This is a genomic window from Nocardioides soli, from assembly GCF_014191495.1.
Lineage (GTDB): Bacteria > Actinomycetota > Actinomycetes > Propionibacteriales > Nocardioidaceae > Nocardioides > Nocardioides soli.
In genome coordinates this window covers 848,302-867,495 of record NZ_JACHWR010000001.1, presented here as the reverse complement: position 1 = coordinate 867,495, position 19,194 = coordinate 848,302, and the positions used below count along the sequence as shown (strand labels likewise).

23 protein-coding genes are annotated in these 19,194 nt (G+C 71.7%); 12 read left to right on the top strand and 11 right to left on the bottom strand.

Annotation, left to right across the window (positions count from 1 at the left end; genetic code table 11):
• Positions 1-32: 32 nt before the first annotated feature.
• Positions 33-1,403: a glutamate decarboxylase gene (gad, locus tag FHU40_RS04410; protein ID WP_221199498.1), complete on the bottom strand. Its 1,371-nt coding sequence runs from the start codon at positions 1,401-1,403 to the stop codon at positions 33-35.
• A gap of 53 nt (positions 1,404-1,456) precedes the next feature.
• Positions 1,457-1,948 (bottom strand): Lrp/AsnC family transcriptional regulator, encoded by a 492-nt coding sequence (locus tag FHU40_RS04405; RefSeq protein WP_252275140.1) that lies wholly within the window; start codon positions 1,946-1,948, stop codon positions 1,457-1,459.
• Positions 1,949-2,029: 81 nt separating this feature from the next.
• Here FHU40_RS04405 and hppD point away from each other — a divergent pair, with 81 nt between their 5' ends.
• Complete coding sequence (hppD, locus tag FHU40_RS04400) at positions 2,030-3,223, top strand: 4-hydroxyphenylpyruvate dioxygenase (protein ID WP_183591030.1); 1,194 nt, start codon at positions 2,030-2,032, stop codon at positions 3,221-3,223.
• A gap of 354 nt (positions 3,224-3,577) precedes the next feature.
• Here the strand turns inward: hppD and FHU40_RS04395 are convergent, their stop codons facing one another.
• The 4 genes from FHU40_RS04395 to FHU40_RS04380 all read right to left on the bottom strand — a co-directional run bounded on the left by FHU40_RS04395 (position 3,578) and on the right by FHU40_RS04380 (position 6,253).
• The gene (locus tag FHU40_RS04395) at positions 3,578-4,798 is read right to left on the bottom strand and encodes an MFS transporter (RefSeq protein ID WP_183591029.1); all 1,221 of its coding nucleotides are present in this window, start codon (positions 4,796-4,798) and stop codon (positions 3,578-3,580) included.
• On the bottom strand, positions 4,795-5,211 hold the full coding sequence (locus FHU40_RS04390) for a MarR family winged helix-turn-helix transcriptional regulator (RefSeq protein WP_252275142.1): 417 nt from the start codon (positions 5,209-5,211) through the stop codon (positions 4,795-4,797). Before FHU40_RS04390 ends, FHU40_RS04395 begins: the two co-directional genes overlap by 4 nt.
• A gap of 65 nt (positions 5,212-5,276) precedes the next feature.
• Positions 5,277-5,570 (bottom strand): DUF4873 domain-containing protein, encoded by a 294-nt coding sequence (locus FHU40_RS04385; RefSeq protein ID WP_183591028.1) that lies wholly within the window; start codon positions 5,568-5,570, stop codon positions 5,277-5,279.
• Positions 5,567-6,253, bottom strand: coding sequence for a TetR/AcrR family transcriptional regulator (locus FHU40_RS04380; RefSeq protein WP_183591027.1), 687 nt, complete (start codon positions 6,251-6,253; stop codon positions 5,567-5,569). The genes FHU40_RS04385 and FHU40_RS04380 overlap by 4 nt, the downstream gene beginning before the upstream one ends.
• Positions 6,254-6,310: 57 nt before the next feature.
• Between FHU40_RS04380 and FHU40_RS04375 the strand changes: the two genes are divergently transcribed.
• Both FHU40_RS04375 and FHU40_RS04370 read left to right on the top strand, forming a co-directional pair.
• Entirely contained in the window at positions 6,311-7,216 is a 906-nt protein-coding gene (locus tag FHU40_RS04375; RefSeq protein WP_246389938.1) for an AurF N-oxygenase family protein, read from the top strand.
• Between the two features lie 13 nt (positions 7,217-7,229).
• Positions 7,230-7,772, top strand: coding sequence for a DUF1697 domain-containing protein (locus FHU40_RS04370; protein ID WP_183591026.1), 543 nt, complete (start codon positions 7,230-7,232; stop codon positions 7,770-7,772).
• A gap of 98 nt (positions 7,773-7,870) precedes the next feature.
• On the opposite strand, the gene FHU40_RS04365 is transcribed toward FHU40_RS04370, so the two are convergent.
• Together FHU40_RS04365 and FHU40_RS04360 are read right to left on the bottom strand one after the other, a co-directional pair.
• Positions 7,871-8,446 carry an isochorismatase family protein gene (locus FHU40_RS04365; RefSeq protein WP_183591025.1) on the bottom strand — a complete coding sequence of 192 codons (576 nt, stop codon included), beginning with the start codon at positions 8,444-8,446 and terminating at the stop codon, positions 7,871-7,873.
• Positions 8,447-8,464: 18 nt separating this feature from the next.
• A complete protein-coding gene (locus FHU40_RS04360; protein WP_183591024.1) occupies positions 8,465-9,805 on the bottom strand; it encodes a nicotinate phosphoribosyltransferase in 1,341 nt (446 codons plus the stop codon).
• 6 nt (positions 9,806-9,811) lie between these two features.
• On the opposite strand from FHU40_RS04360, the gene clpS reads away from it, so the two are divergent.
• From clpS to FHU40_RS04330, 6 genes are read left to right on the top strand one after another with little or no spacing between them, the layout of a single operon-like run.
• Entirely contained in the window at positions 9,812-10,114 is a 303-nt protein-coding gene (gene clpS, locus FHU40_RS04355) for an ATP-dependent Clp protease adapter ClpS (RefSeq protein ID WP_343057718.1), read from the top strand.
• 9 nt (positions 10,115-10,123) lie between these two features.
• On the top strand, positions 10,124-10,708 hold the full coding sequence (locus tag FHU40_RS04350; RefSeq protein WP_183591023.1) for a DUF2017 domain-containing protein: 585 nt from the start codon (positions 10,124-10,126) through the stop codon (positions 10,706-10,708).
• Entirely contained in the window at positions 10,708-11,184 is a 477-nt protein-coding gene (locus tag FHU40_RS04345; protein WP_183591022.1) for an NUDIX hydrolase, read from the top strand. The genes FHU40_RS04350 and FHU40_RS04345 overlap by 1 nt, the downstream gene beginning before the upstream one ends.
• 10 nt (positions 11,185-11,194) lie before the next feature.
• The gene (locus FHU40_RS04340) at positions 11,195-11,626 is read left to right on the top strand and encodes a M67 family metallopeptidase (protein ID WP_183591021.1); all 432 of its coding nucleotides are present in this window, start codon (positions 11,195-11,197) and stop codon (positions 11,624-11,626) included.
• A 12-nt stretch (positions 11,627-11,638) separates the two neighbouring features.
• Entirely contained in the window at positions 11,639-11,917 is a 279-nt protein-coding gene (locus FHU40_RS04335; RefSeq protein ID WP_183591020.1) for a MoaD family protein, read from the top strand.
• Between the two features lie 3 nt (positions 11,918-11,920).
• Positions 11,921-12,886: a PLP-dependent cysteine synthase family protein gene (locus tag FHU40_RS04330; protein WP_183591019.1), complete on the top strand. Its 966-nt coding sequence runs from the start codon at positions 11,921-11,923 to the stop codon at positions 12,884-12,886.
• A gap of 275 nt (positions 12,887-13,161) precedes the next feature.
• Here the strand turns inward: FHU40_RS04330 and FHU40_RS04325 are convergent, their stop codons facing one another.
• Positions 13,162-14,223: an alkaline phosphatase family protein gene (locus FHU40_RS04325; protein WP_183591018.1), complete on the bottom strand. Its 1,062-nt coding sequence runs from the start codon at positions 14,221-14,223 to the stop codon at positions 13,162-13,164.
• A 100-nt stretch (positions 14,224-14,323) separates the two neighbouring features.
• On the opposite strand from FHU40_RS04325, the gene murI reads away from it, so the two are divergent.
• Positions 14,324-15,163 carry a glutamate racemase gene (gene murI / locus FHU40_RS04320; protein WP_252275148.1) on the top strand — a complete coding sequence of 280 codons (840 nt, stop codon included), beginning with the start codon at positions 14,324-14,326 and terminating at the stop codon, positions 15,161-15,163.
• On the top strand, positions 15,160-15,939 hold the full coding sequence (locus FHU40_RS04315; protein WP_343057717.1) for an MBL fold metallo-hydrolase: 780 nt from the start codon (positions 15,160-15,162) through the stop codon (positions 15,937-15,939). The genes murI and FHU40_RS04315 overlap by 4 nt, the downstream gene beginning before the upstream one ends.
• 368 nt (positions 15,940-16,307) lie before the next feature.
• On the opposite strand, the gene FHU40_RS04310 is transcribed toward FHU40_RS04315, so the two are convergent.
• Positions 16,308-17,000: a response regulator transcription factor gene (locus tag FHU40_RS04310; protein ID WP_286674348.1), complete on the bottom strand. Its 693-nt coding sequence runs from the start codon at positions 16,998-17,000 to the stop codon at positions 16,308-16,310.
• The gene (locus tag FHU40_RS04305; RefSeq protein WP_183591017.1) at positions 16,997-18,157 is read right to left on the bottom strand and encodes a histidine kinase; all 1,161 of its coding nucleotides are present in this window, start codon (positions 18,155-18,157) and stop codon (positions 16,997-16,999) included. The genes FHU40_RS04310 and FHU40_RS04305 overlap by 4 nt, the downstream gene beginning before the upstream one ends.
• Before the next feature lie 130 nt (positions 18,158-18,287).
• Here FHU40_RS04305 and FHU40_RS04300 point away from each other — a divergent pair, with 130 nt between their 5' ends.
• Positions 18,288-19,193: an ABC transporter ATP-binding protein gene (locus tag FHU40_RS04300; protein WP_183591016.1), complete on the top strand. Its 906-nt coding sequence runs from the start codon at positions 18,288-18,290 to the stop codon at positions 19,191-19,193.
• Position 19,194: the final 1 nt, after the last annotated feature.

Sequence of the window (19,194 nt, the reverse complement as noted above, 5' to 3'; positions counted from 1 at the left end):
CCGCGAGCGGGCCCGCCCCGGATCCGACCGCGTCAGTGCCCCGGGCTCTGCAGCATCTGCTGGCGCTCGGACTCGTGGGCCCCGCCCTTGCGCTCCAGCGTGTGGCAGGCCTGCTCGATGTCGCGGGCGAGCGTGTCGACGTGCTCGCGGCTGAAGTTCTGCTTGACCAGGGCCCGCATGATGGTGATGTTGTCCGCCTTCGGCGGGAGCGTGTACGCCGGCACCATCCAGCCGCGCTCGGCGGAGAGCTGCCAGGCGACGTCGAACTCGTCGTACTTCGAGTGGTCGCGCAGTCGGAACGCGACCAGCGGCAGCTGCTCCTCGTCGCGGCCGATCAGCTCGAACCCGCCGATCTGCTCGAGTCGCTCCGCCAGCGCGTGGGCGTTGTCCTGCATCCCCCGCATGATGTAGGTGTAGCCCTCGCGTCCGAGACGGACCAGGTTGTAGTACTGCGCGAGCACCATTGCCGAGCCGGTCGAGAAGTTGAGGGTGAAGGTCGCATCGGTCTTGCCGAGGTAGTTCTCCTCGAAGACCAGATCGGGTGCGAGGTCGGCCTTCTCGCGGAAGATCAGCCAGCCGATGCCGGGGTAGACCAGGCCGAACTTGTGGCCCGAGACGTTGATCGAGCGGACCTGCTCGAGCCGGAAGTCCCAGGGGGAGTCGGGGTAGAGGAACGGCCACACGAAGCCGCCGCTCGCGCCGTCGACGTGCAGCGGTACGTCGTGGCCCTGCTCGCGCTTGAGCCGGACCAGCAGGTCGTTGATGCCGACGATGTCGTCGCGGTGACCGGTGAAGGTGGTGCCCAGGACCGCGGCCACGCCGATGGTGTTCTCGTCGATGTGCGGCGCGACGTCGTCGGGACCGATCGTGTACTTGCCCTCCTGGAGCGGCACGATGCGCGGCTCGACGTCGAAGTAGCGGCAGAACTTCTCCCACACGACGTGCACGTCGCCGCCGAAGACCAGGTTCGGGCTCTCGGTGGGCAGGCCCGCCGCCGAGCGGCGCTCGCGCCACCTCCACTTCAACGACAGTGCGCCGAGCATGATCGCCTCGGACGAGCCCTGTGTGCGCGCGCCGGTCGTCTCGCCCGGGGCGTGGAACAGGTCCGCGAGGATCCGGATGCAGCGCTGCTCGATCTCGGCGGTCCGGGGGTACTCCGCGTGGTCGATGAAGTTGCGGTGCAGGTTCTCGGCGATGATCCGCTGGGCCTCGGGCTCCATCCAGGTGGTCACGAACGTGGCGAGGTTGCGGCTCGGGTCGCCCTCGAGCGCCATGTCGAGGGCGACCAGGCGCATCGCGTCGGTCGCCGTCATGCCGGCGTCCGGGAACCGATGGGTCGGGACCTCCTGGTCCAGGAAACGGTTGCCGAAGAGCTCCCCCGGGTCGATAGGTGGCATGGCCATGACCTTCCTGCCTGACGGAACGCCACAGTGACAGTGCGGTCCCGCCCGGGTCCTCACCCGTGTTGGGTGAGTTGGGGATCGGTGACCGTCCGGGCCAGCGGCCGGACCCGGTAGGGCACCTGCGTCGCGAGCGCGATGACCGTCGAGGAGCGCACGATCGCGGAGGTCTCCAGGACCCGGTCGATGACCCGCTGCAGATCGGTGTTCGACCGGGCCACCACGCGGGCGAGCATGTCGCCGGCGCCGGTGATCGTGTGCGCCTCGAGCACCTCGGGGATCGCGGCGAGGTGGGCGCCGACGGTGTCGTGGCCGCCCCGGCTCGGCTCCTGCCGGATCTCCAGGGTGAGGAACGCCGTCACCGGGTAGCCGAGCGCCTCGGGGGAGAGTTCGGGACCCCACCCGGTGATCACCCCGCTGGTGGCGAGCTTGTCCAGGCGCGCCTGAACCGTGCCCCGGGCGACGCCGAGCCGCCGGGACGCCTCGAGCACCCCGATCCGCGGGTCGGTCGCGAACAGGTCGATCAACCTGCCGTCCAGAGCGTCCACGTCGCCTCCCGATGTTGGACAGGTTGCACAGTATTTCGACGTACTGTTGCACACAATGTCTGGCGCGACGAGGCTCCTGCCATGACGCTGACCCCGGACGAGCTGAAGGCCGACCTCACTCTCGAGCAGCTCAAGGAGCTGGTCGGGCTGGTGGAGTACGACGCCGCCCATGACCCCTTCCCGGTGACCGCCCAGGACGCCGTGTGCTTCGTGGTGGGCAACGCCACCCAGACCGCGACCTTCTACCAGCTGGCGCTCGGCATGGACCTCGAGGCCTATCGCGGCCCCGAGAACGGCTGCCGCGACTCGAAGTCCTACGTGCTCCGCTCCGGCAGCGCCCGCTTCGTCTTCACCGGCGGCGTGACCCCGGACAGCCCGGTCCTCGACCACCACCGCAAGCACGGCGACGGCGTCGTCGACCTCGCGATGGAGGTGCCGGACGTCGACAAGTGCATCGACCACGCCCGCGCGATGGGCGCGACGATCCTGGTCGAGCCGCACGACGAGTCCGACGAGCACGGCACGGTGCGGATCGCCGCGATCGCGACGTACGGCGAGACCCGCCACACCCTGGTCGACAGGTCCCGGTACGACGGTCCCTACCTGCCCGGCTACGTCGCCGCGACCACCAAGGTCGCGCGCCGCGAGGGCCACCCGAAGCGGCTCTTCCAGGCCGTCGACCACTGCGTCGGCAACGTCGAGCTCGGTCGGATGGACGAGTGGGTCGGGTTCTACAACAAGGTGCTGGGCTTCACGAACATGGCCGAGTTCATCGGCGACGACATCGCCACCGACTACTCCGCACTGATGTCGAAGGTCGTGGCGAGCGGCAACCACCGCGTGAAGTTCCCGCTCAACGAGCCCGCGATCGCGAAGAAGAAGTCGCAGATCGACGAGTACCTCGAGTTCTACGACGGCGCCGGCTGCCAGCACATCGCGCTCGCCACCAACGACATCCTGCGCAGCGTCGACATCCTGCGCGACAACGGCATCGAGTTCCTCGACACCCCGGACTCCTACTACGACGACCCCGAGCTGCGCGCTCGGATCGGCGAGGTGCGGGTGCCGATCGAGGAGCTGAAGCGGCGCAAGATCCTGGTCGACCGCGACGAGGACGGCTACCTGCTGCAGATCTTCACCAAGCCGATGGGCGACCGGCCGACGGTCTTCTACGAGTTCATCGAGCGGCACGGCTCGCTCGGCTTCGGCAAGGGCAACTTCAAGGCGCTCTTCGAGGCGATCGAACGGGAGCAGGAGCTTCGCGGCAACCTCTGAGCGAGACCGCAGTGCGGCGGCCGGTGGCCGTCCGCGGCCGCGGGTCCCTCCCGGTCGGCTCACGGGGCGCGGTTGTCGACGCGGACTCCGCCCGCGCGCCGCTGACGTGTCCGCCCCCGTCCCGAGGCCCATCAGGTCGCAGGCATCGCATCAGGGGTCACACCAGCACCCCGGCTCCCACCTGACAGCCGGAACCCGTACGACACGCCGCGTTGGCCCGGCGTGTCGCGCGGGTTTCGGCTGCCAGCAGCCGAAGCCCGCACGCCGGCCCGGCGGCCCCCAAGCCTCCACCACCGTCATCCGCCCAGGCGCCGCGATCGACGGATCCAGTGAGGAGAGTCCGGGAGCTGATCCTCAGGCCAGGTCGCCGATCAGCTCCGCCTCGGCCTCGCCGGGGGAGTGTGCGGCGGGGGCGTCGTGGAGCGCCCGCCGGATCACCGGCGTGCCGGCGGCGATGATGACCACGCCGACGGCGATCGCGGCGGCGCCGAACCAGAACGGTGCGTGCACGCCCTGGTGCTCGAAGAGCTTCATGGCGACGAAGGGGCCGATGGCGCCGCCGGTGAAGCGGACGAAGGAGTACGCCGCGGACGCGACCGGACGCTCGACCGGCGCGGCGCCCATGACCGCCTCGGTCACCAGGGTGTTGTTGATGCCGAGCAGGGCGCCGACCACGATGATGCCGACGGCGATCGCGGCCTCGTGCTCGGCGAAGACCGCCATCAGCGCCATCACGACCGCGAACAGCGAGAGCACCGCGGTCAGCGTCGGCAGCGTGCCGAAGATCCGCTGCAGCCACGGGGCGACCAGCACGGACGTGAACGCGAGCAGCACGCCCCAGCCGAAGAACGTCCAGCCGATCTCCATGATCCCGAAGCTCGGCAGCGCGAACGGGCCGGCGGCCATCAGCGTGAAGAAGCCGAGGTTGTAGAAGATCGCGACCAGCGCGAGCAGCAGCAGGGCGGGGTGCCGCAGGGCGCGGAACGGGTCGGCCAGCGACGTACGACGACCCTGCGGCGGCGTCGCCGGCAGCAGGAACGCGGTCGCGACCAGGGCGATGGCCATCAGCGTCGAGACGCCGTAGAACGGCGCGCGCCACGACTGCTCGCCGAGCAGGCCGCCGAGCAGCGGTCCGGACGCGATGCCGAGGCCGAGCGCCGCCTCGAAGAGGATGATCGCCTGTGCGACCGAGCCCCGGGACGACTGGACGATGGTGGCCAGGGCGGTCGCGACGAAGAGCGCGTTGCCCAGACCCCAGCCGGCGCGGAAGCCGATCACGGCGCCGACGGAGTCCGACGAGCCGGCGAGGGCCGCGAAGACGATGATCAGCACCAGGCCGGCGAGCAGCGTGCGCTTCGCGCCGATCCGGCTGGAGACGACGCCGGTGACCAGCATCGCGACGCCCATCACGGCCATGTAGCTGCTGAACAGCAGCGAGACCTCGCTGCCGGTCGCGCCGAGGTCGGCAGCGATCTCCTTGAGGATCGGGTCCACGAGGCCGATGCCCATGAACGCGATCACGCAGGCGAAGGCGACGGCCCAGACGGCGCGGGGTTGCTTGAGGAACGAGGTCACGGACGGCCTTTCTCCAGGATCGCTCGGAGCACGGCGACGGCCGTGGCGAGATCGTCGGTGGTGAGGGTGGGGTGGCCGGCGACGATGCCGGCGACGCGCTCGCCGAACGCCTGTCGCACCCGGGCGAGCTCCGCCTCGCCGGCGTCGGTGAGCGTCACGACCGAGGCGCGTGCGTCGTCGGGGTTCGGGGCCTTGGTGACCCAGCCCTGGTCGGCGAGCTGGGCGACGGCGCCCGACATGGACGGCTGCGAGGAGCGGTCCAGGTCGGCGAGCCGGGTGATGCCCAGCGGGCCGAGCTCGTCGATCAGCGACAGGATCCGGATCCCGGCCGGCATGTGCAGCTCCCGGCGTACGGCGCGGATCAGCCGCGCGGCATGCACGACCAGGTCGCTGGCGAGCTCGGTCTCGGTCACCGTTCGACTTTACATCGGAAACCTATGTATTTGAACGTGACGCGGGTCACGGGGATGGCCGGCCCTCAGAACGGGGGCCGGCCCAGTCCGCTCACGCGCGGCCGCCCCCACGGGTCGATGTCGCTGAGCCGGCCGTCGGCCGAGCCGTGCTCGGTCGCGAGGGTGACGGTCGCGCCGGAGCCGATCCGGTCGAGCCCGGTCGCGGCCGCGAGGCGGCCGTACCAGTGGAAGCGGCCGTCGATCGGCTCGAAGCGGCCGCGCAGGTCGGCCTCGACCTCCAGCCGGACCTCGCCGGCGATCAGCGTCGCCGGGCCGGCGTACTGCTCCCGCGGCGCGTGGCGGGTGTCGGGGTGGGTCATCGCCTCTCCTCGAGCGGGGTGATCGATCCGGGCACGGCGCCCGGAGCGTCCAGCGATCGCAGGGGTACGCCGAGCTCCTCGGCCGTCCCGGAGAACGCGTGCCAGATGAAGGACGTCAGGTGCGCGCCGACGGCGGCCCGGCTCATGGTCTGCCGCTCCAGCCACCACTCGCCGGTCGCCAGGCCCATGCCGACCAGCGACTGGGCCCAGGGCTCCGCGGCGCCGGTGTCGACCCCGAGCTCGCGCAGCGTGTCGCCGAGGATCCGGGCGAACGCCGCCGCGATCGCGGCCTTGCCGTCGGCGAGGGGGTCGGTGCCGGCGGCGCGGTGGCGCACCAGCAGCAGGAAGACGTGCGGGTGCAGCTCGATCGTCGCGAGGTAGGCCTCGACCCCACGGCCGACCCGCTCGCGGATCGGTGCCTCGGTGAGGATCGCCGGCAGCAGTCGCCGCATCACCTCGTCGGCGCCCCAGCGCCCGACCGCGGCGTACAGGTCGTCGAGCCCGTCGAAGTAGCGGTAGAGGACCGGCTTGCTGACGCCGGCCGCCCGGGCGATCTCGGAGATGCCCGCGGACGGGCCGAGGTCGTCGATCGCGGCGACCGCGGCGAGCACGAGCTCGGTGCGGCGCTCCTCGCGGTGGGCGTCCCAGCGGGCAGAGCGGCCGTCCTTGACCTGGCGTGGCATGTGCGTCAGCCTAGCGGTAGCCGTTACTTCTGGTAACAGACAACTCGGGAGAGCCGCATGATGATGACCGACACCCGGACCGACTCGACGGCCGACGCCGTCCCCGACCGGCTGCTGAGGTCGAGCGCGAAGCAGAGTTGCGACCCGGAGGTCGACCTCGACTGGGGCGCGCCGCTGGCCGACGGGCTCTGGTTCATGCAGCCCGAGCGGATGTCGCTCTACGGCACGCCGCTGTGGGACCGGATGTCCGAGGCGCAGCGGATCGAGCTGTCCCGGCACGAGGTGGCCAGCATCTCCAGCGTCGGGCTGTGGTTCGAGCTGATCCTGATGCAGATGATGGTGCGCGACCTGTACGACGCGGACCCGCGCTCCCGGCGGATGCACTACGCCCTGACCGAGGTCGGCGACGAGTGCCGGCACTCGCTGATGTTCGGCAAGGCGATCGAGCGGATCGGCGTGCCGTCCTACGGCCCGCAGCCCACCATCCATCGCCTCGGCCGGCTGATGAAGACGGTCGGCGTCGGCGTCTCGGCGTACGCCTCGATCCTCGTGGCCGAGGAGATCCTCGACCGCTGGCAGCGCGAGCTGATGAGGGACGAGCGCGTGCAGCCGCTGGTGCGGATGGTCTGCCGGATCCACGTGCTGGAGGAGGCCCGGCACATGACGTTCGCCCGCGACGAGGTGGAGCGGATGCTGCCCCGGCTCGGCCGGCTGACCCTGACGTGGCACCAGGCGGCGCTGGCGCAGACCGCGTTCCTGGTGGCCCGGGCCCTGGTCAACCCGGAGGCCTACCGGGCCGTGGGGATCGATCCCCGCGAGGGTCGGCGGGTCGCGCTCGGCAACCCGCACTACCGGGACACGCTGGCCTGGATGGGGGAGCGGGTCACGGGATACCTCGACGAGCTGGGCCTGATCCCCGCCCACCAGCGGCCGCTGTGGACGAGGTCGATGCTGCTTCGCTGAGATGATCACCCGCATGGCGGCCTCCACTCGGACCTACATCGCGTTCCTGCGGGCGATCAACCTCGGCGCGAAGCGGAAGTTCCCGAAGGCGTCGATCGCCGCCGCGGTCGAGGCCGCCGGCTGCACCGGCGTCGAGACCTACATCAACACCGGCAACGTCCGCTTCGACACCTCCCTGCGGTCGCGGGCCCGGATCGAGGCGGCGCTCGAGAGCGCCTTCGAGGCGGAGGCGGGCTTCGAGGTGCCGACGATCGTCTTCACCCAGGCCGAGCTGCGCGAGATCGCCGCCGACGCCGAGCGGTTCGCCGACGGCCACGAGGGCCGCCACTACGTCTCGCTGCTCAAGGACCCGCCGACGCAGGCGGGGGTCGAGGCCGTGGAGGCGGCCGGTACGGCGGGCGAGGTGGCCAGGGTCGGCGGGCGCGCCGTCCACCTGCTGCTCGGCCCGAACTACCACGAGGCGAGGCTGACGAACGCCGCCGTCGAGAAGCACCTCGGTGTCGCGACCAACCGCAACCTCACCGTGATCCGGACGCTCGCCGAGAGGTGGTGCTGAGCCGCCTGCGTCCGACGTACCTGACCTCAGTGTCGTGATTTCGGCCGGATACGACACTGAGGTCAGGTACGACGGGCCCTGTCGCTCGACCGAGCGCCTCAGCCGAGGCGCACCCCGGCGGACTCCATCTCGGCCACCGCCGCGGCGGTCGTGTCGGCGGCGACGCCCGCGCACAGCCCGAGCAGCAGCCGGGTGTCGAAGCCGGCGCCGAGGGCGTCGAGGGCGGTGGCGCGGACGCAGTAGTCGGTCGCGATGCCGCAGACGTCGACCGCGGTCACGTCGTGCGACCTCAGCCAGTCGGCGAGCGCGACCCCGTCGACGGTGCGCCCCTCGAAGCCCGAGTACGCCGCCGTGTGCTCGCCCTTGAGGAAGATCGCGTCGAAGGGCTGCGGGTCCAGGTTGGGGTGGAACGCCTCGCCGTCGGTGCCGACCTTGCAGTGCACCGGCCACGACTCGGCGTAGTCGGGCTCGGCCGCCCAGTGCCCACCCGGGTCGACATGGTGGTCCTTGGTCGCGACCACGTGGTCGTACGCCGGGGCGTCGGGGCCCTGCGCGACCCAGGCCCGCAGCACCGCCCCGACGTCGGCGGCGACCCGGGCGCCGCCGTCCACCGGGAGCGAGCCGCCCTCACAGAAGTCGTTCTGCACGTCGGTGACGATCAACGCACGCTTCATGCCAGGCCACGCTACCGCTCACTCCTGGATCGTCGGGATGACCGGCTCTCCTCGCGACATCTGCTGGACGGCCACCGGCAGCTCGGCCCGCGCCGACAGGTGCCGTTCGCGGGCGGCCGGCAACGGCTCCCGGCCCACGACCTCGCCCGCCCGCACCAGCGGCACCAGCAGCGGTCGGTCGTCGCCGTCGTCGACCGGGCGGTGGCCGACGCCGACCACCTCGGCCTCCGCGACGCCGGTGGCCGAGCGCCGGCGCAGCGCGTACTTGCGGCCGCCGACCGACGGCTTGTCGACGCTGCGCTTGGCCACCGACTCCAGCTCGCCGGCGTCCGACTCGCGTGCCACGAGCTTGTACACGAAGCCGCAGGTCGGGTGGCCGCTGCCGGTCACCAGCTCGGTGCCCACGCCGTAGCCGTCGACGGGTGCGGCCGCGAGCGCCGCGATCGCGTGCTCGTCGAGGTCGCTGGTCACGATGATCCGGGTGCCGGTCGCGCCCAGGGAGTCCAGCTGGGTGCGCACCTCCGCGGCCTGGACGGCGAGGTCGCCCGAGTCGAGCCGGACGGCGCCCAGGCCCGGGCCGGTGACCTCGACCGCCAGCCGGACCGCCTCGGTGACGTCGTAGGTGTCGACGAGCAGGGTCGTCCCCTCGCCCAGGGCGGTGACCTGCGCCCGGAACGCGTCGGCCTCGGTGTCGTGCAGCAGCGTGAAGCTGTGCGCGCTGGTGCCGGTCGACGGCACGCCGTAGCGGTGCCGCGCCGCGAGGTTGGAGGTGGCCGCGAAGCCCGCGACGTACGCAGCCCGCGCCGCCGCCACGGCCGCCTCCTCGTGGGTACGGCGCGAGCCCATCTCGATGCAGGGTCGGTCGCCGGCGGCGAGGGTCATCCGCGACGCCGCCGAGGCGATCGCCGAGTCGTGGTTGTAGATGGAGAGCAGCAGGGTCTCGAGCAGCACCGCCTCGGCGAACGACGACTCCACGATCAGCAGTGGCGAGTAGGGGAAGTACGCCTCGCCCTCGGCGTAGCCCCACACGTCGCCCGAGAAGCGGTACGACGCCAGCCACTCCAGCGTCGACGCGTCGACGACGTCCCGGAGCGCGGCCAGCGTCGGCTCGTCGAACCGGAACGCCTCGAGGGCGTCCAGGGCCCGGCCGACGCCGGCCACGACGCCGTACCTGCGGCCCTCGGGCAGCCGGCGCGGGAAGAGCTCGAAGACCGAGCGGCGGTGCGCGGCGCCCGACCGGAGGGCGGCCTGGAGCATGGTCAGCTCGTAGTGGTCGGTGAGCAGCGCGGTCGATCGGGAGCCGGAGTCAGCCACGGGGATCAGTGTGCCAACTCGGCCGTCTCGGCGCTGTGTCAACATGGGGCTGTGACCGCGCCTGTCGAGGTCGATCCGACCATCACACCCGACGAAGTCGTCGACGACGTCCTCCAGACGGCGAAGCCCTGGGTGACGATCGTCTGGAACGACCCGGTCAACCTGATGTCGTACGTCAGCTACGTCTTCCAGAAGTACTTCGGCTACTCCAAGAAGGTCGCCGAGAAGCTGATGATGGAGGTGCACGAGGAGGGCAAGTCCGTGGTCAGCCACGGCACCCGCGAGGAGATGGAGCGCGACGTGCAGGCGATGCACGAGTACGGCCTCTGGGCGACCATGGACAGACAGGACTGAGGGCTGGGGTTGAGTGCATTCCAGCGACACCGACGCAGCAAGCTGATCATCGCCAACTTCACCGGCTTCGAGGCCGACCTGCTGCGCTCGCTCGCCGGCCAGCTGGTCGAGTTGCTGCGCAACGAGGCCGCGGAGCCCCGCGACGACGTCGATCCCTTCGAGGCGATGATGGACTTCTCGGGGCCGACCCAGGAGCCGGAGGACCCGGTGCTGGCGCGGCTTTTCCCGACCGCCTACCCCCACGACGAGGAGGCGGCCGCGGAGTTCCGCCGGTTCACTGAGGGCACGCTGCGCGACGGCAAGGCCGCCGCCGCGATCGCGATCATCGACGGGCTCGAGGAGGCCGGGCTCCCCAAGGAGCTCACCGAGGAGGGCCTGATGATCGACGTCGAGCTCGACCAGCCGACCGCCGAGACCTGGATGCGGTCGTTCACCGACCTGCGGCTCGCCCTCGCGACCCGGCTCGGCGTCGAGGAGGGCGACGAGGCCTACTGGCACTCGCTGTCCGACGAGGACCCGCGCACCCAGGCCCACGACATCTACGAGTGGGTCGGCTACCTCCAGGAGACCCTGGTCGGAGCGCTGACCAGCTGATGCCGATCCCTCCGTTCGTGGCCGAGCTGCGCGCCATGGTCGGCACCCACGAGCTGTGGCTGCCCGGTGTCACCGCCGTCATCCGCCGCGACGACGAGCTCCTGCTCACCAGGCGCGCCGACAACGGCGCGTGGTCCCCGGTCACCGGCATCGTGGACCCGGGCGAGGAGCCCGCCGTCGCCGCGGCCCGCGAGGCGCTGGAGGAGGCGGGTGTCGAGGTGAGTGTCGACCGGCTCGTCTCGGTCGGCGTGATCCCCGACGTCGTCTACGAGAACGGCGACCGGGCCGCCTACCTGGACCTGACCTTCGCCTGCACCTGGGTCACCGGCGAGGCCCGGGTCGCCGACGACGAGAACGTCGACGTGCGGTGGTGGCGGCTCGCGAGCCTGCCGCCGATGAGCGAGTCCATCGAGCGGCGGATCGGCGACGTCCTTGCAGGTGAGACCGCGGCCAGGTACCTGCGTCCGCCCTCGTAGGGTTGGGCCCGTGTTGACCATCGACCGCGCGACGTACGACGCCATCATCGCGCACGCCAAGCGCGACCACCCCGACGAGGCGTGCGGGGTCGTCGCGGGCCCGGAGGGGTCCGACCGTCCGGAGCGGCTGATCGAGATGGTCAACGCGGCGGGGTCGCCGACGTTCTACGAGTTCGACTCCACCGAGCTGCTGGAGCTCTACAAGGAGATGTGGGACCGCGACGAGGAGCCCGTCGTGATCTACCACTCGCACACGGCCACCGAGGCCTACCCCAGCCGCACCGACATCGGCCTGGCCAGCGAGCCGGGTGCGCACTACGTGCTGGTGAGCACGCGCGACCACGGGAATAACGACGGCCCCGTGGAGTTCAGGTCTTACAGGATCGTCGACGGCGAGGTGACCGAGGAAGAGGTCACCGTGGTCGACGAGCTACGCAACTGAGGAGTCACAAGCATGGCCATCGAGGTCCGAATCCCGACCATCCTGCGCACCTACACCGGCGGCGAGAAGGCGGTCACCGCTGACGGTGCCAGCCTGAGCGCGCTGATCGACGACCTCGATGCCAACCACCCCGGCATCAAGGAGCGGCTGATCGAGGGCGCCGACCTGCGGCGCTTCGTCAACGTCTACGTCAACGACGAGGACGTCCGGTTCATCGGCGGCCTCGAGGCCGAGCTCAGCGACGGTGACCAGGTCGTCGTCCTGCCCGCGGTCGCGGGCGGCGCTCGCTAGGTCATGCCGCGCTACGACAACCTCCTCGCCTCCGTCGGCGGCACGCCGCTGGTGGGGCTGCCGAGGCTGTCGGCCCAGTTCGACCACGGCGGCGCCGGCGTGCGGCTCTGGGCGAAGCTCGAGGACCGCAACCCGACCGGCTCGATCAAGGACCGCCCGGCCCTGAAGATGATCGAGGAGGCCGAGAAGGACGGCACGCTGCGTCCCGGCTGCACGATCCTCGAGCCGACGTCCGGCAACACCGGCATCTCGCTCGCGATGGCCGCCAAGCTCAAGGGCTACCGGATCGTCTGCGTGATGCCGGAGAACACCTCCGAGGAGCGACGCCAGCTGCTCCGCATGTGGGGCGCCGAGATCGTGTCGTCCCCGGCGGCCGGCGGGTCCAACGAGGCGGTCCGGGTCGCGAAGCAGGTCGCCGCCGAGCACCCCGACTGGGTGATGCTCTACCAGTACGGCAACATCGCCAACGCCCTCGCCCACGAGCAAGGCACCGGCCCCGAGCTGCTCGCCGACCTCCCGTCGATCACCCACTTCGTGGCCGGCCTCGGCACCACCGGCACCCTGATGGGCGTCAGCCGGTTCTTCCGGTCGGCGAAGCCGGAGGTGCGGATCGTCGCCGCCGAGCCGAGGTACGGCGAGCTCGTCTACGGCCTGCGCAACCTCGACGAGGGCTTCGTGCCTGAGCTGTACGACGCCTCGCTCATCGACGCGCGCTTCTCGGTCGGCCCGCGCGACGCCGTACGCCGGGTGCGTGAGCTGCTCGAGCTCGAGGGCATCTTCGCCGGCATCTCCACCGGCGCCATCCTGCACGCCGCGCTCGGCCAGGCCGCCAAGGCCGCCAAGGCCGGCGAGAGCGCCGACATCGCCTTCGTGGTCGCCGACGGCGGCTGGAAGTACCTCTCCACGGGCGCCTACGAGGGCACCATCGACGAGGCGGAGGACCGCCTCGAGGGCCAGCTCTGGGCCTGAGCGATCGCACGGTGGTCGAGGCGCGAAGGCCGTCACGGTGGTTGAGGTGCGAAGGCGCGCTAGCGCCTGAGCCTCGAAACCCCGTGAGCCGAGAGGCATGCTCGCTCCCGAGGCCGTCTTTCGGGTTGCCGGGTTTCGAGGCTCGGCGCTGGCGCGCCTCACTCCTCAACCATCGCCACGGTGGCTTCGAGGCTCGCTCCGCTCGCACCTCAACCATCACCACGGTGGTTGAGGTGCGAAGGCGCGCTAGCGCCTGAGCCTCGAAACCACCGAGGTCAGCCGACGTCGAGGTCCTGGTCGGCGTTCAGGTCGCTGCCGGGGATCGGGCCGAGCCCGAGCAGATCGAGCGCGAGGTTGCCGAGGTCGCCGTTGCGTACCGGCTGCCGGACCGCGGCGTACCCCAGGTGCCGCTTGCGCGGGTTGCGGTAGTCGGGGTTGAGTGCGTAGAGGTCGCCCGGCTGCACGCCGGCGCCCCAGGCCAGGAACGGGATCCGGTAGTCCGCGAGCACGCGCGGGGAGTGCGTGCGCTGGCCCGGCACGAAGCCGTGGTCGGCGGTGAGTACGACGGTCAGGTGCTCGGCCAGCGTCGGGTTGGCCGCGACGGTGTCCAGCAGCGTGCCGAGCTGGCGGTCGGTCTTGCGCACCGCGGCGAGGTACTGGGGCGACAGCCCGCCGTACAGGTGCCCGAACCGGTCCGGCAGCGACACGTGCAGGAACGTGAACGCCCGATCGTTGTCGACCAGGTCCGCGACGGCGGTGCGCACCAGGCGACGCTGCTTGACGTCGTACGCCGTGCGGTCGATGCCCGAGGGCCAGGACCGCTCGTAGAGGCGGAACTTCTCCTTGGTGCTGAACAGGGCGCTCTCGCCGCCGGCGGCGCTGACCACGCTGAAGACCGACGCGACCGGGTGACCGGCCGCCTTCTGCACGGTCATCCACGGCCGATCGTCGTCCCAGGTGACCCCGTGCCCGCCGGCGCGGGCGTCGATGCGGCGGCTGGTCAGCATGCTGGTGTGGTTGGGCAGGGTGACGTTCTGCTCGTACTCCGTGCGGGCGTTGAGGGTGCCGGAGCCCTCGCTCAGCAGCCGGTGGAAGGTCGGCGTCCGGGCCGCGCCGAGCCGCTTGAACGCGCGTGGGTTGAGGCCGTCGACCGAGATCGCGAGTACCCGGGCGGCCGAGGACGGCAGCGGGTCCCGGAGGGCGGCGGACGCTCCCGGGGACGCTCCCGGGGACGCTCCCGGGGACGCGGCCTGGGACGCGGCGTGGGTCGCGCCCGCGGGCGCCAGCAGCGCGAGCGCCAGCGCGCACGAGGACAGCAGGACGGAGCGGCGGGCCATGGCCGCGACGCTACCTGCTCCGGGCGCCGTGATCGGCATCTCCCGTGACCTGGGTCGCGTGCCCACCGCGCCGGGGGTCCGACGCTCTAGCCTTGCCTGCGTGTCCGACCTGACCAGCGCCGACGTGGCGGCGCTCGCGCGCCGGGATGCCCCGATCGGCATCTTCGACTCCGGCTTCGGCGGCCTGACGGTCGCCCGCTCGGTCATCGACCAGCTGCCGCACGAGTCGATCGTGTACGTCGGCGACACCGCTCGCCAGCCCTACGGCCCCAAGCCGATCGGCGAGGTCCGCGAGTACGCACTCGAGTGCCTCGACCACCTGGTCTCCCTCGGCGTGAAGGCGCTGGTCATCGCGTGCAACTCCGCCAGTGCGGCGATGCTGCGCGACGCGCGGGAGCGCTACGACGTACCCGTCGTCGAGGTGATCCTCCCCGCCACCCGCCGCGCCGTCGCGGCCAGCCGCACCGGCCGGATCGGCGTGATCTGCACCCGCGCGACCGCTGAGTCGATGGCCTACGACGACGCGTTCGCGGCCGCCCCGCACGTCGAGCTGTTCACCCGACCGTGCCCGCGATTCGTCGACTTCGTCGAGGCCGGCGTCACCGGGGGGGACGAGCTGCTCGCGGTGGCCCACGAGTACCTCGACCCGCTCACCTCCGCCGGCGTCGACGCCGTCATCCTCGGCTGCACCCACTACCCGCTGCTGACCGGCGTGATCTCCTATGTCATGGGCGACAACGTCACGCTGGTGAGCAGCGCCGAGGAGTGCGCCAAGGACGTCTACAAGATGCTGGTCGCCACCGACCTGATGCGGCCGGGGGGCGACCCGACGTACACCTTCCTCACCACCGGCTCGCCCGCGGAGTTCGAGGCGATCGGCCGGCGCTTCCTCGGCCCCGAGATGGTCGCGGCCTCCCAGTTCGTCGGGGGACTCGCATGACCGCCCCGGCGACGGCCCCGATGCGGCTCACCGTCGTCGGCTGCTCCGGCTCCTACCCGGGGCCGGACTCGCCCGCGAGCTGCTACCTGCTCGAGCAGGAGCACGACGGCCGCACCTGGCGGATCCTGCTCGACCTCGGCAACGGCGCGCTCGGCGCGCTGCACCGCCACGCCGACCCGCTCGCGATCGACGCGGTGCTGCTCAGCCACCTGCACGCCGACCACTGCCTCGACCTGTGTGGCTACTACGTGCTGCGCAAGTACCACCCGACCGGCCCGCAGCCGCGGATCCCGGTCTGGGGCCCCGAGGGCACCGCCGACCGGATGGCGCGCGCCTACGACCTGCCGACCGACCCGGGCATGACCATGGAGTTCGACTTCCTCGTGTGGGACGGGCCGGTGCGGATCGGGCCGTTCACGGTCGCGCCGGTGCCCGTCGCCCACCCGGTCGCGGCGTACGGACTCCGGATCTCGAACGGGGGCGGCACGCTCGTCTACACCGGCGACACCGGCCCGACGCCGGTGCTCGACGACCTCGCTCGTGACGCCGACCTGCTGCTCGCGGAGGCGTCCTTCCGCACCGGCGACCCGGTGCCGCCCGACCTGCACCTGACCGGCACCGACTGCGGTGGGGTCGCCACCCGCGCCGGGGTGCGGCGGCTCGTGCTCACCCACATCCCGCCGTGGCACGACCCGCAGGACGCGCTCGCCGAGGCCCGCGCGGCGTACGACGGTCCGATCGAGCTCGCGCGGCCGGGGGCTGTGTACGAGATCTGACGGCGACGGTGGCGGAAGAGGCTGCGCCCGCACCGGCCGCGGTGGTTGAGGAGGTTGCGCCCGCGCCGTCCCGGTGGTTGAGGAGGTTGCGCTAGCACCGTCCCGGTGGTTGAGGAGGTTGCGCTAGCAACCGTCTCGAAACCACCACGATCCGAGTTCTCGGCCGCCCGTCTCGTTCAGTGGTCCGCGACTTCGATTGGATTTCGAGACGCGCCGCGCAGCCCGTCGCTTCGCTCCGGTCTGCGCCGGCGCTCCTCAATCTTCGGGCCTGGTTCGGGACTTCGCAGGCTCAGTCCCGGGGCCCTCGCGTCGGCGCTCCTCAATCTTCGGGCCTGGTCCGGGACTTCGCAGGCTCAGTCCCGGGGCCCTCAGCTCAGACCAGCGTCGTGGACACAGATCGCGATCTGGACTCGGTTGGTCACCTGGAGCTTGTCGAAGAGGCGCGAGACGTGCGCCTTCACGGTGGGCACGGACAGGTGCAGGGAGCGGGCGATCTCGGCGTTGCTGAGCCCCTTGCCCACGGCGAGGGCGACGTCGCGCTCGCGGTCGGTGAGCAGCGCCAGCCGGGCCTCGGCCTCGGCCGCGCGGGTCGCGGCCGCGTTGGCGGTCTCCTCCGGCTCGTCGCGCAGCCGCCGGATCAGGGTGCGGGTGACCGACGGCGAGAGCATCGGCTCGTCGTCGACCACCTTGCGGATCGCGGCGACGATCTCCGGGGGCGGCGTGTCCTTGAGCAGGAAGCCGTCGGCGCCGGCGGCCAGCGCCTCCACGACGTACTCGTCGGCGTCGAACGTCGTGAGCACGATCACCCGCGGCGGGTCCGGGCGGGTGTGCAGCTCGCGGGTGGCGGCGAGTCCGTCGAGCCGGGGCATCCGGATGTCCATGAGCACGACGTCGGGCCGCAGGTTCCGGGCCAGGCTCACCCCCTCGTGGCCGTCGGCCGCCTCGCCCACGACCTCGAGGTCGGCCTGGCCGCCGAGCATCAGGCCGAGCGCGGAGCGCACCAGCGGGTCGTCGTCGACCACGAGCACGCGCGTGGTGGCCTTGGTCGCCGGACTGCTCACGTCCCCCACGGTATCCAGCCGTGCAGCACGAACGTCGAGCCGTCCAGCCCGGACTCCAGGAGGCCGCCGCGCAGCTCGGCGCGCTCGGTCAACCCGACCAGGCCGAGGCCGGCACCGGGCGTGTGGGTCGGGCCGAAGCCGAGCGGGTTGCGCAGCTGCACGTCGATGCCGTCGTCGGGCGTCCCGGTGATGCGGATCGTCAGCAGCGCTCCGGGAGCGTGCTTGCGCGCGTTGGTCATGCCCTCCTGGACGATCCGGTAGACGGTGCGCCCGGCCGCGTCGGGCACCGCCGGCCCCGACGGGTCGACGAGGTCCTCGAGCTCGACGCGCATGCCGGACTCCTGGGCCTCCTCGATCAGGCAGGTCAGGTCCGCGTACGTCGGCTGGGGGGCGCTGCGCCGCTCGCCGGTGTCGTCGCGGAGCACGCCGAGGACGTCGCGCAGGTCGGTGAGCGCCTCGTGTGCCCGGTCGCGGATCAGGCCGGCGCTGGCACGCATCTGCTCGGCGCTGAGGTCCTCCCGGTAGGCCAGGGCCCCGGCGTGCATGGAGATCTGCGAGATCCGGTGGGCGAGCACGTCGTGCATCTCCCGGGCGATCCGGGCCCGCTCGTTGCTCCGCGACTGCGCCACGCGCAGCTCCTGCTCCTCCTCGGCGCGCTCGGCCCGGTTGCGCAGCGTCCAGATCAGCTCGCGACGCGAGCCGATGTACATGCCCCAGCCGAGCATCGCGCCGGTGGCGATGGCGTTCGCCACCAGGATCAGCCACGCCGGGTCGGAGGTGCTCGCCGTGACCGTGCTGTAGAACTGGGCGGCCGCGAAGTTGATCGACCCGATGATCGCGATCTCGCGCCATCGGCGCCGGGTCGCGAGCGAGACGGCCGCCAGGACGGCCGGGCCGCCCGCCGTACCCGACACGGCACCCAGCGCCCCGATCACGACCGCGATGGCGAGCGGGTGGCGTCGTCGGAAGAAGACGAGCACGAAGCACCCGAGGCCGAGCACGAGGTCGAGGACCCACCACCAGTCGGAGATCTTCGCTTCCTGCTCCGAGGAGGGCAGCCACACGGCGGCGCTGATCAACAGCATCAGGAAGAGGCGCCAGAGGTGGCTCCACAACCGCAGCGGCGGCTGGTACTCCTCGGGGCGCGGGCGGTCCACGCGGCAAGGGTAGGCCCGGCCCCGACCGTGCCGGACCGGCCGTCGGTCGGCCCCCGCCCCCTACTTAGGTCACCGCGTGTCTCGCCCGCGGGACGATGTGCCGAGCCCTTCGATGCGGCAGGGTGAAGGCATGATCACCGTCGAACGACTCACACGGAAGTACGGCAGCTTCACCGCCGTCGACGACATCAGCTTCGTCTGCCAGCCCGGGCGGGTGACCGGCTTCCTCGGTCCCAACGGCGCCGGCAAGACGACCACGATGCGGGTGATGGTCGGCCTCACCCCGCCGACGTCGGGGCAGGTCACGATCGGTGGGCACCACTACCACGACATCCCCAACCCCGGCCGGCACGTCGGTGTGCTGCTCGACGCGTCCGCCCAGCACGCGGGCCGCACCGGGCGGGAGATCCTCGAGCTCGGCGCCCGCACGATGGGCCTCCCGGCTTCGCGGGTCGACGAGATGCTCGAGCTCGTCTCCCTCACCCCGACCGAGGCGAAGCGCCGCCTCCGCAACTACTCCCTCGGCATGAAGCAGCGCCTCGGCATCGCGCACGCGCTGCTCGGGGACCCGTCCGTGCTGATCCTCGACGAGCCGGCGAACGGCCTCGACCCGGCCGGCATCCGCTGGATGCGCGGCCTGCTCAAGGGGTACGCCGAGCGCGGCGGCACCGTCCTCCTCTCCAGCCACCTGCTGCACGAGGTCGAGCAGATCGCCGACGAGATGATCCTGATCGGCCACGGCCGGATCGTCGCCCAGGGCGACAAGAAGTCCCTGCTCGCCGGTGCCGCGAGTGGCGCCGCGTCGTTCGTCACGGCCCTCGACAACGAGGCGCTGACCAAGGCGCTGGAGGCAAAGGGCATCGGCGTCTCGGCCGCGGGCGAGGGCCTGCGCGTCGAGACCGAGACGGTCGAGATCGGCCGCACCGCCCTCGAGAGCGGCATCGTGCTCACCGACCTGCGTGCGGCCGACGGCGGCCTCGAGGACCTCTTCCTCGAGCTCACCTCCCAGACCCAGCGGGAGGCCGTCGCATCATGAG

Excerpts from the sequence above, each read along its gene's own strand:
- gad (WP_221199498.1), bottom strand. The coding sequence starts at position 1,403 with ATGGCCATGCCACCTATCGACCCGGGGGAGCTCTTCGGCAACCGTTTC.
- hppD (WP_183591030.1), top strand. The coding sequence starts at position 2,030 with ATGACGCTGACCCCGGACGAGCTGAAGGCCGACCTCACTCTCGAGCAG.
- FHU40_RS04385 (WP_183591028.1), bottom strand. The coding sequence starts at position 5,570 with ATGACCCACCCCGACACCCGCCACGCGCCGCGGGAGCAGTACGCCGGC.
- FHU40_RS04380 (WP_183591027.1), bottom strand. The coding sequence starts at position 6,253 with ATGCCACGCCAGGTCAAGGACGGCCGCTCTGCCCGCTGGGACGCCCAC.
- FHU40_RS04375 (WP_246389938.1), top strand. The coding sequence starts at position 6,311 with ATGATGATGACCGACACCCGGACCGACTCGACGGCCGACGCCGTCCCC.
- FHU40_RS04370 (WP_183591026.1), top strand. The coding sequence starts at position 7,230 with ATGGCGGCCTCCACTCGGACCTACATCGCGTTCCTGCGGGCGATCAAC.
- FHU40_RS04365 (WP_183591025.1), bottom strand. The coding sequence starts at position 8,446 with ATGAAGCGTGCGTTGATCGTCACCGACGTGCAGAACGACTTCTGTGAG.
- FHU40_RS04360 (WP_183591024.1), bottom strand. The coding sequence starts at position 9,805 with ATGTTGACACAGCGCCGAGACGGCCGAGTTGGCACACTGATCCCCGTG.
- FHU40_RS04345 (WP_183591022.1), top strand. The coding sequence starts at position 10,708 with ATGCCGATCCCTCCGTTCGTGGCCGAGCTGCGCGCCATGGTCGGCACC.
- FHU40_RS04335 (WP_183591020.1), top strand. The coding sequence starts at position 11,639 with ATGGCCATCGAGGTCCGAATCCCGACCATCCTGCGCACCTACACCGGC.
- FHU40_RS04330 (WP_183591019.1), top strand. The coding sequence starts at position 11,921 with ATGCCGCGCTACGACAACCTCCTCGCCTCCGTCGGCGGCACGCCGCTG.
- FHU40_RS04325 (WP_183591018.1), bottom strand. The coding sequence starts at position 14,223 with ATGGCCCGCCGCTCCGTCCTGCTGTCCTCGTGCGCGCTGGCGCTCGCG.
- FHU40_RS04315 (WP_343057717.1), top strand. The coding sequence starts at position 15,160 with ATGACCGCCCCGGCGACGGCCCCGATGCGGCTCACCGTCGTCGGCTGC.
- FHU40_RS04300 (WP_183591016.1), top strand. The coding sequence starts at position 18,288 with ATGATCACCGTCGAACGACTCACACGGAAGTACGGCAGCTTCACCGCC.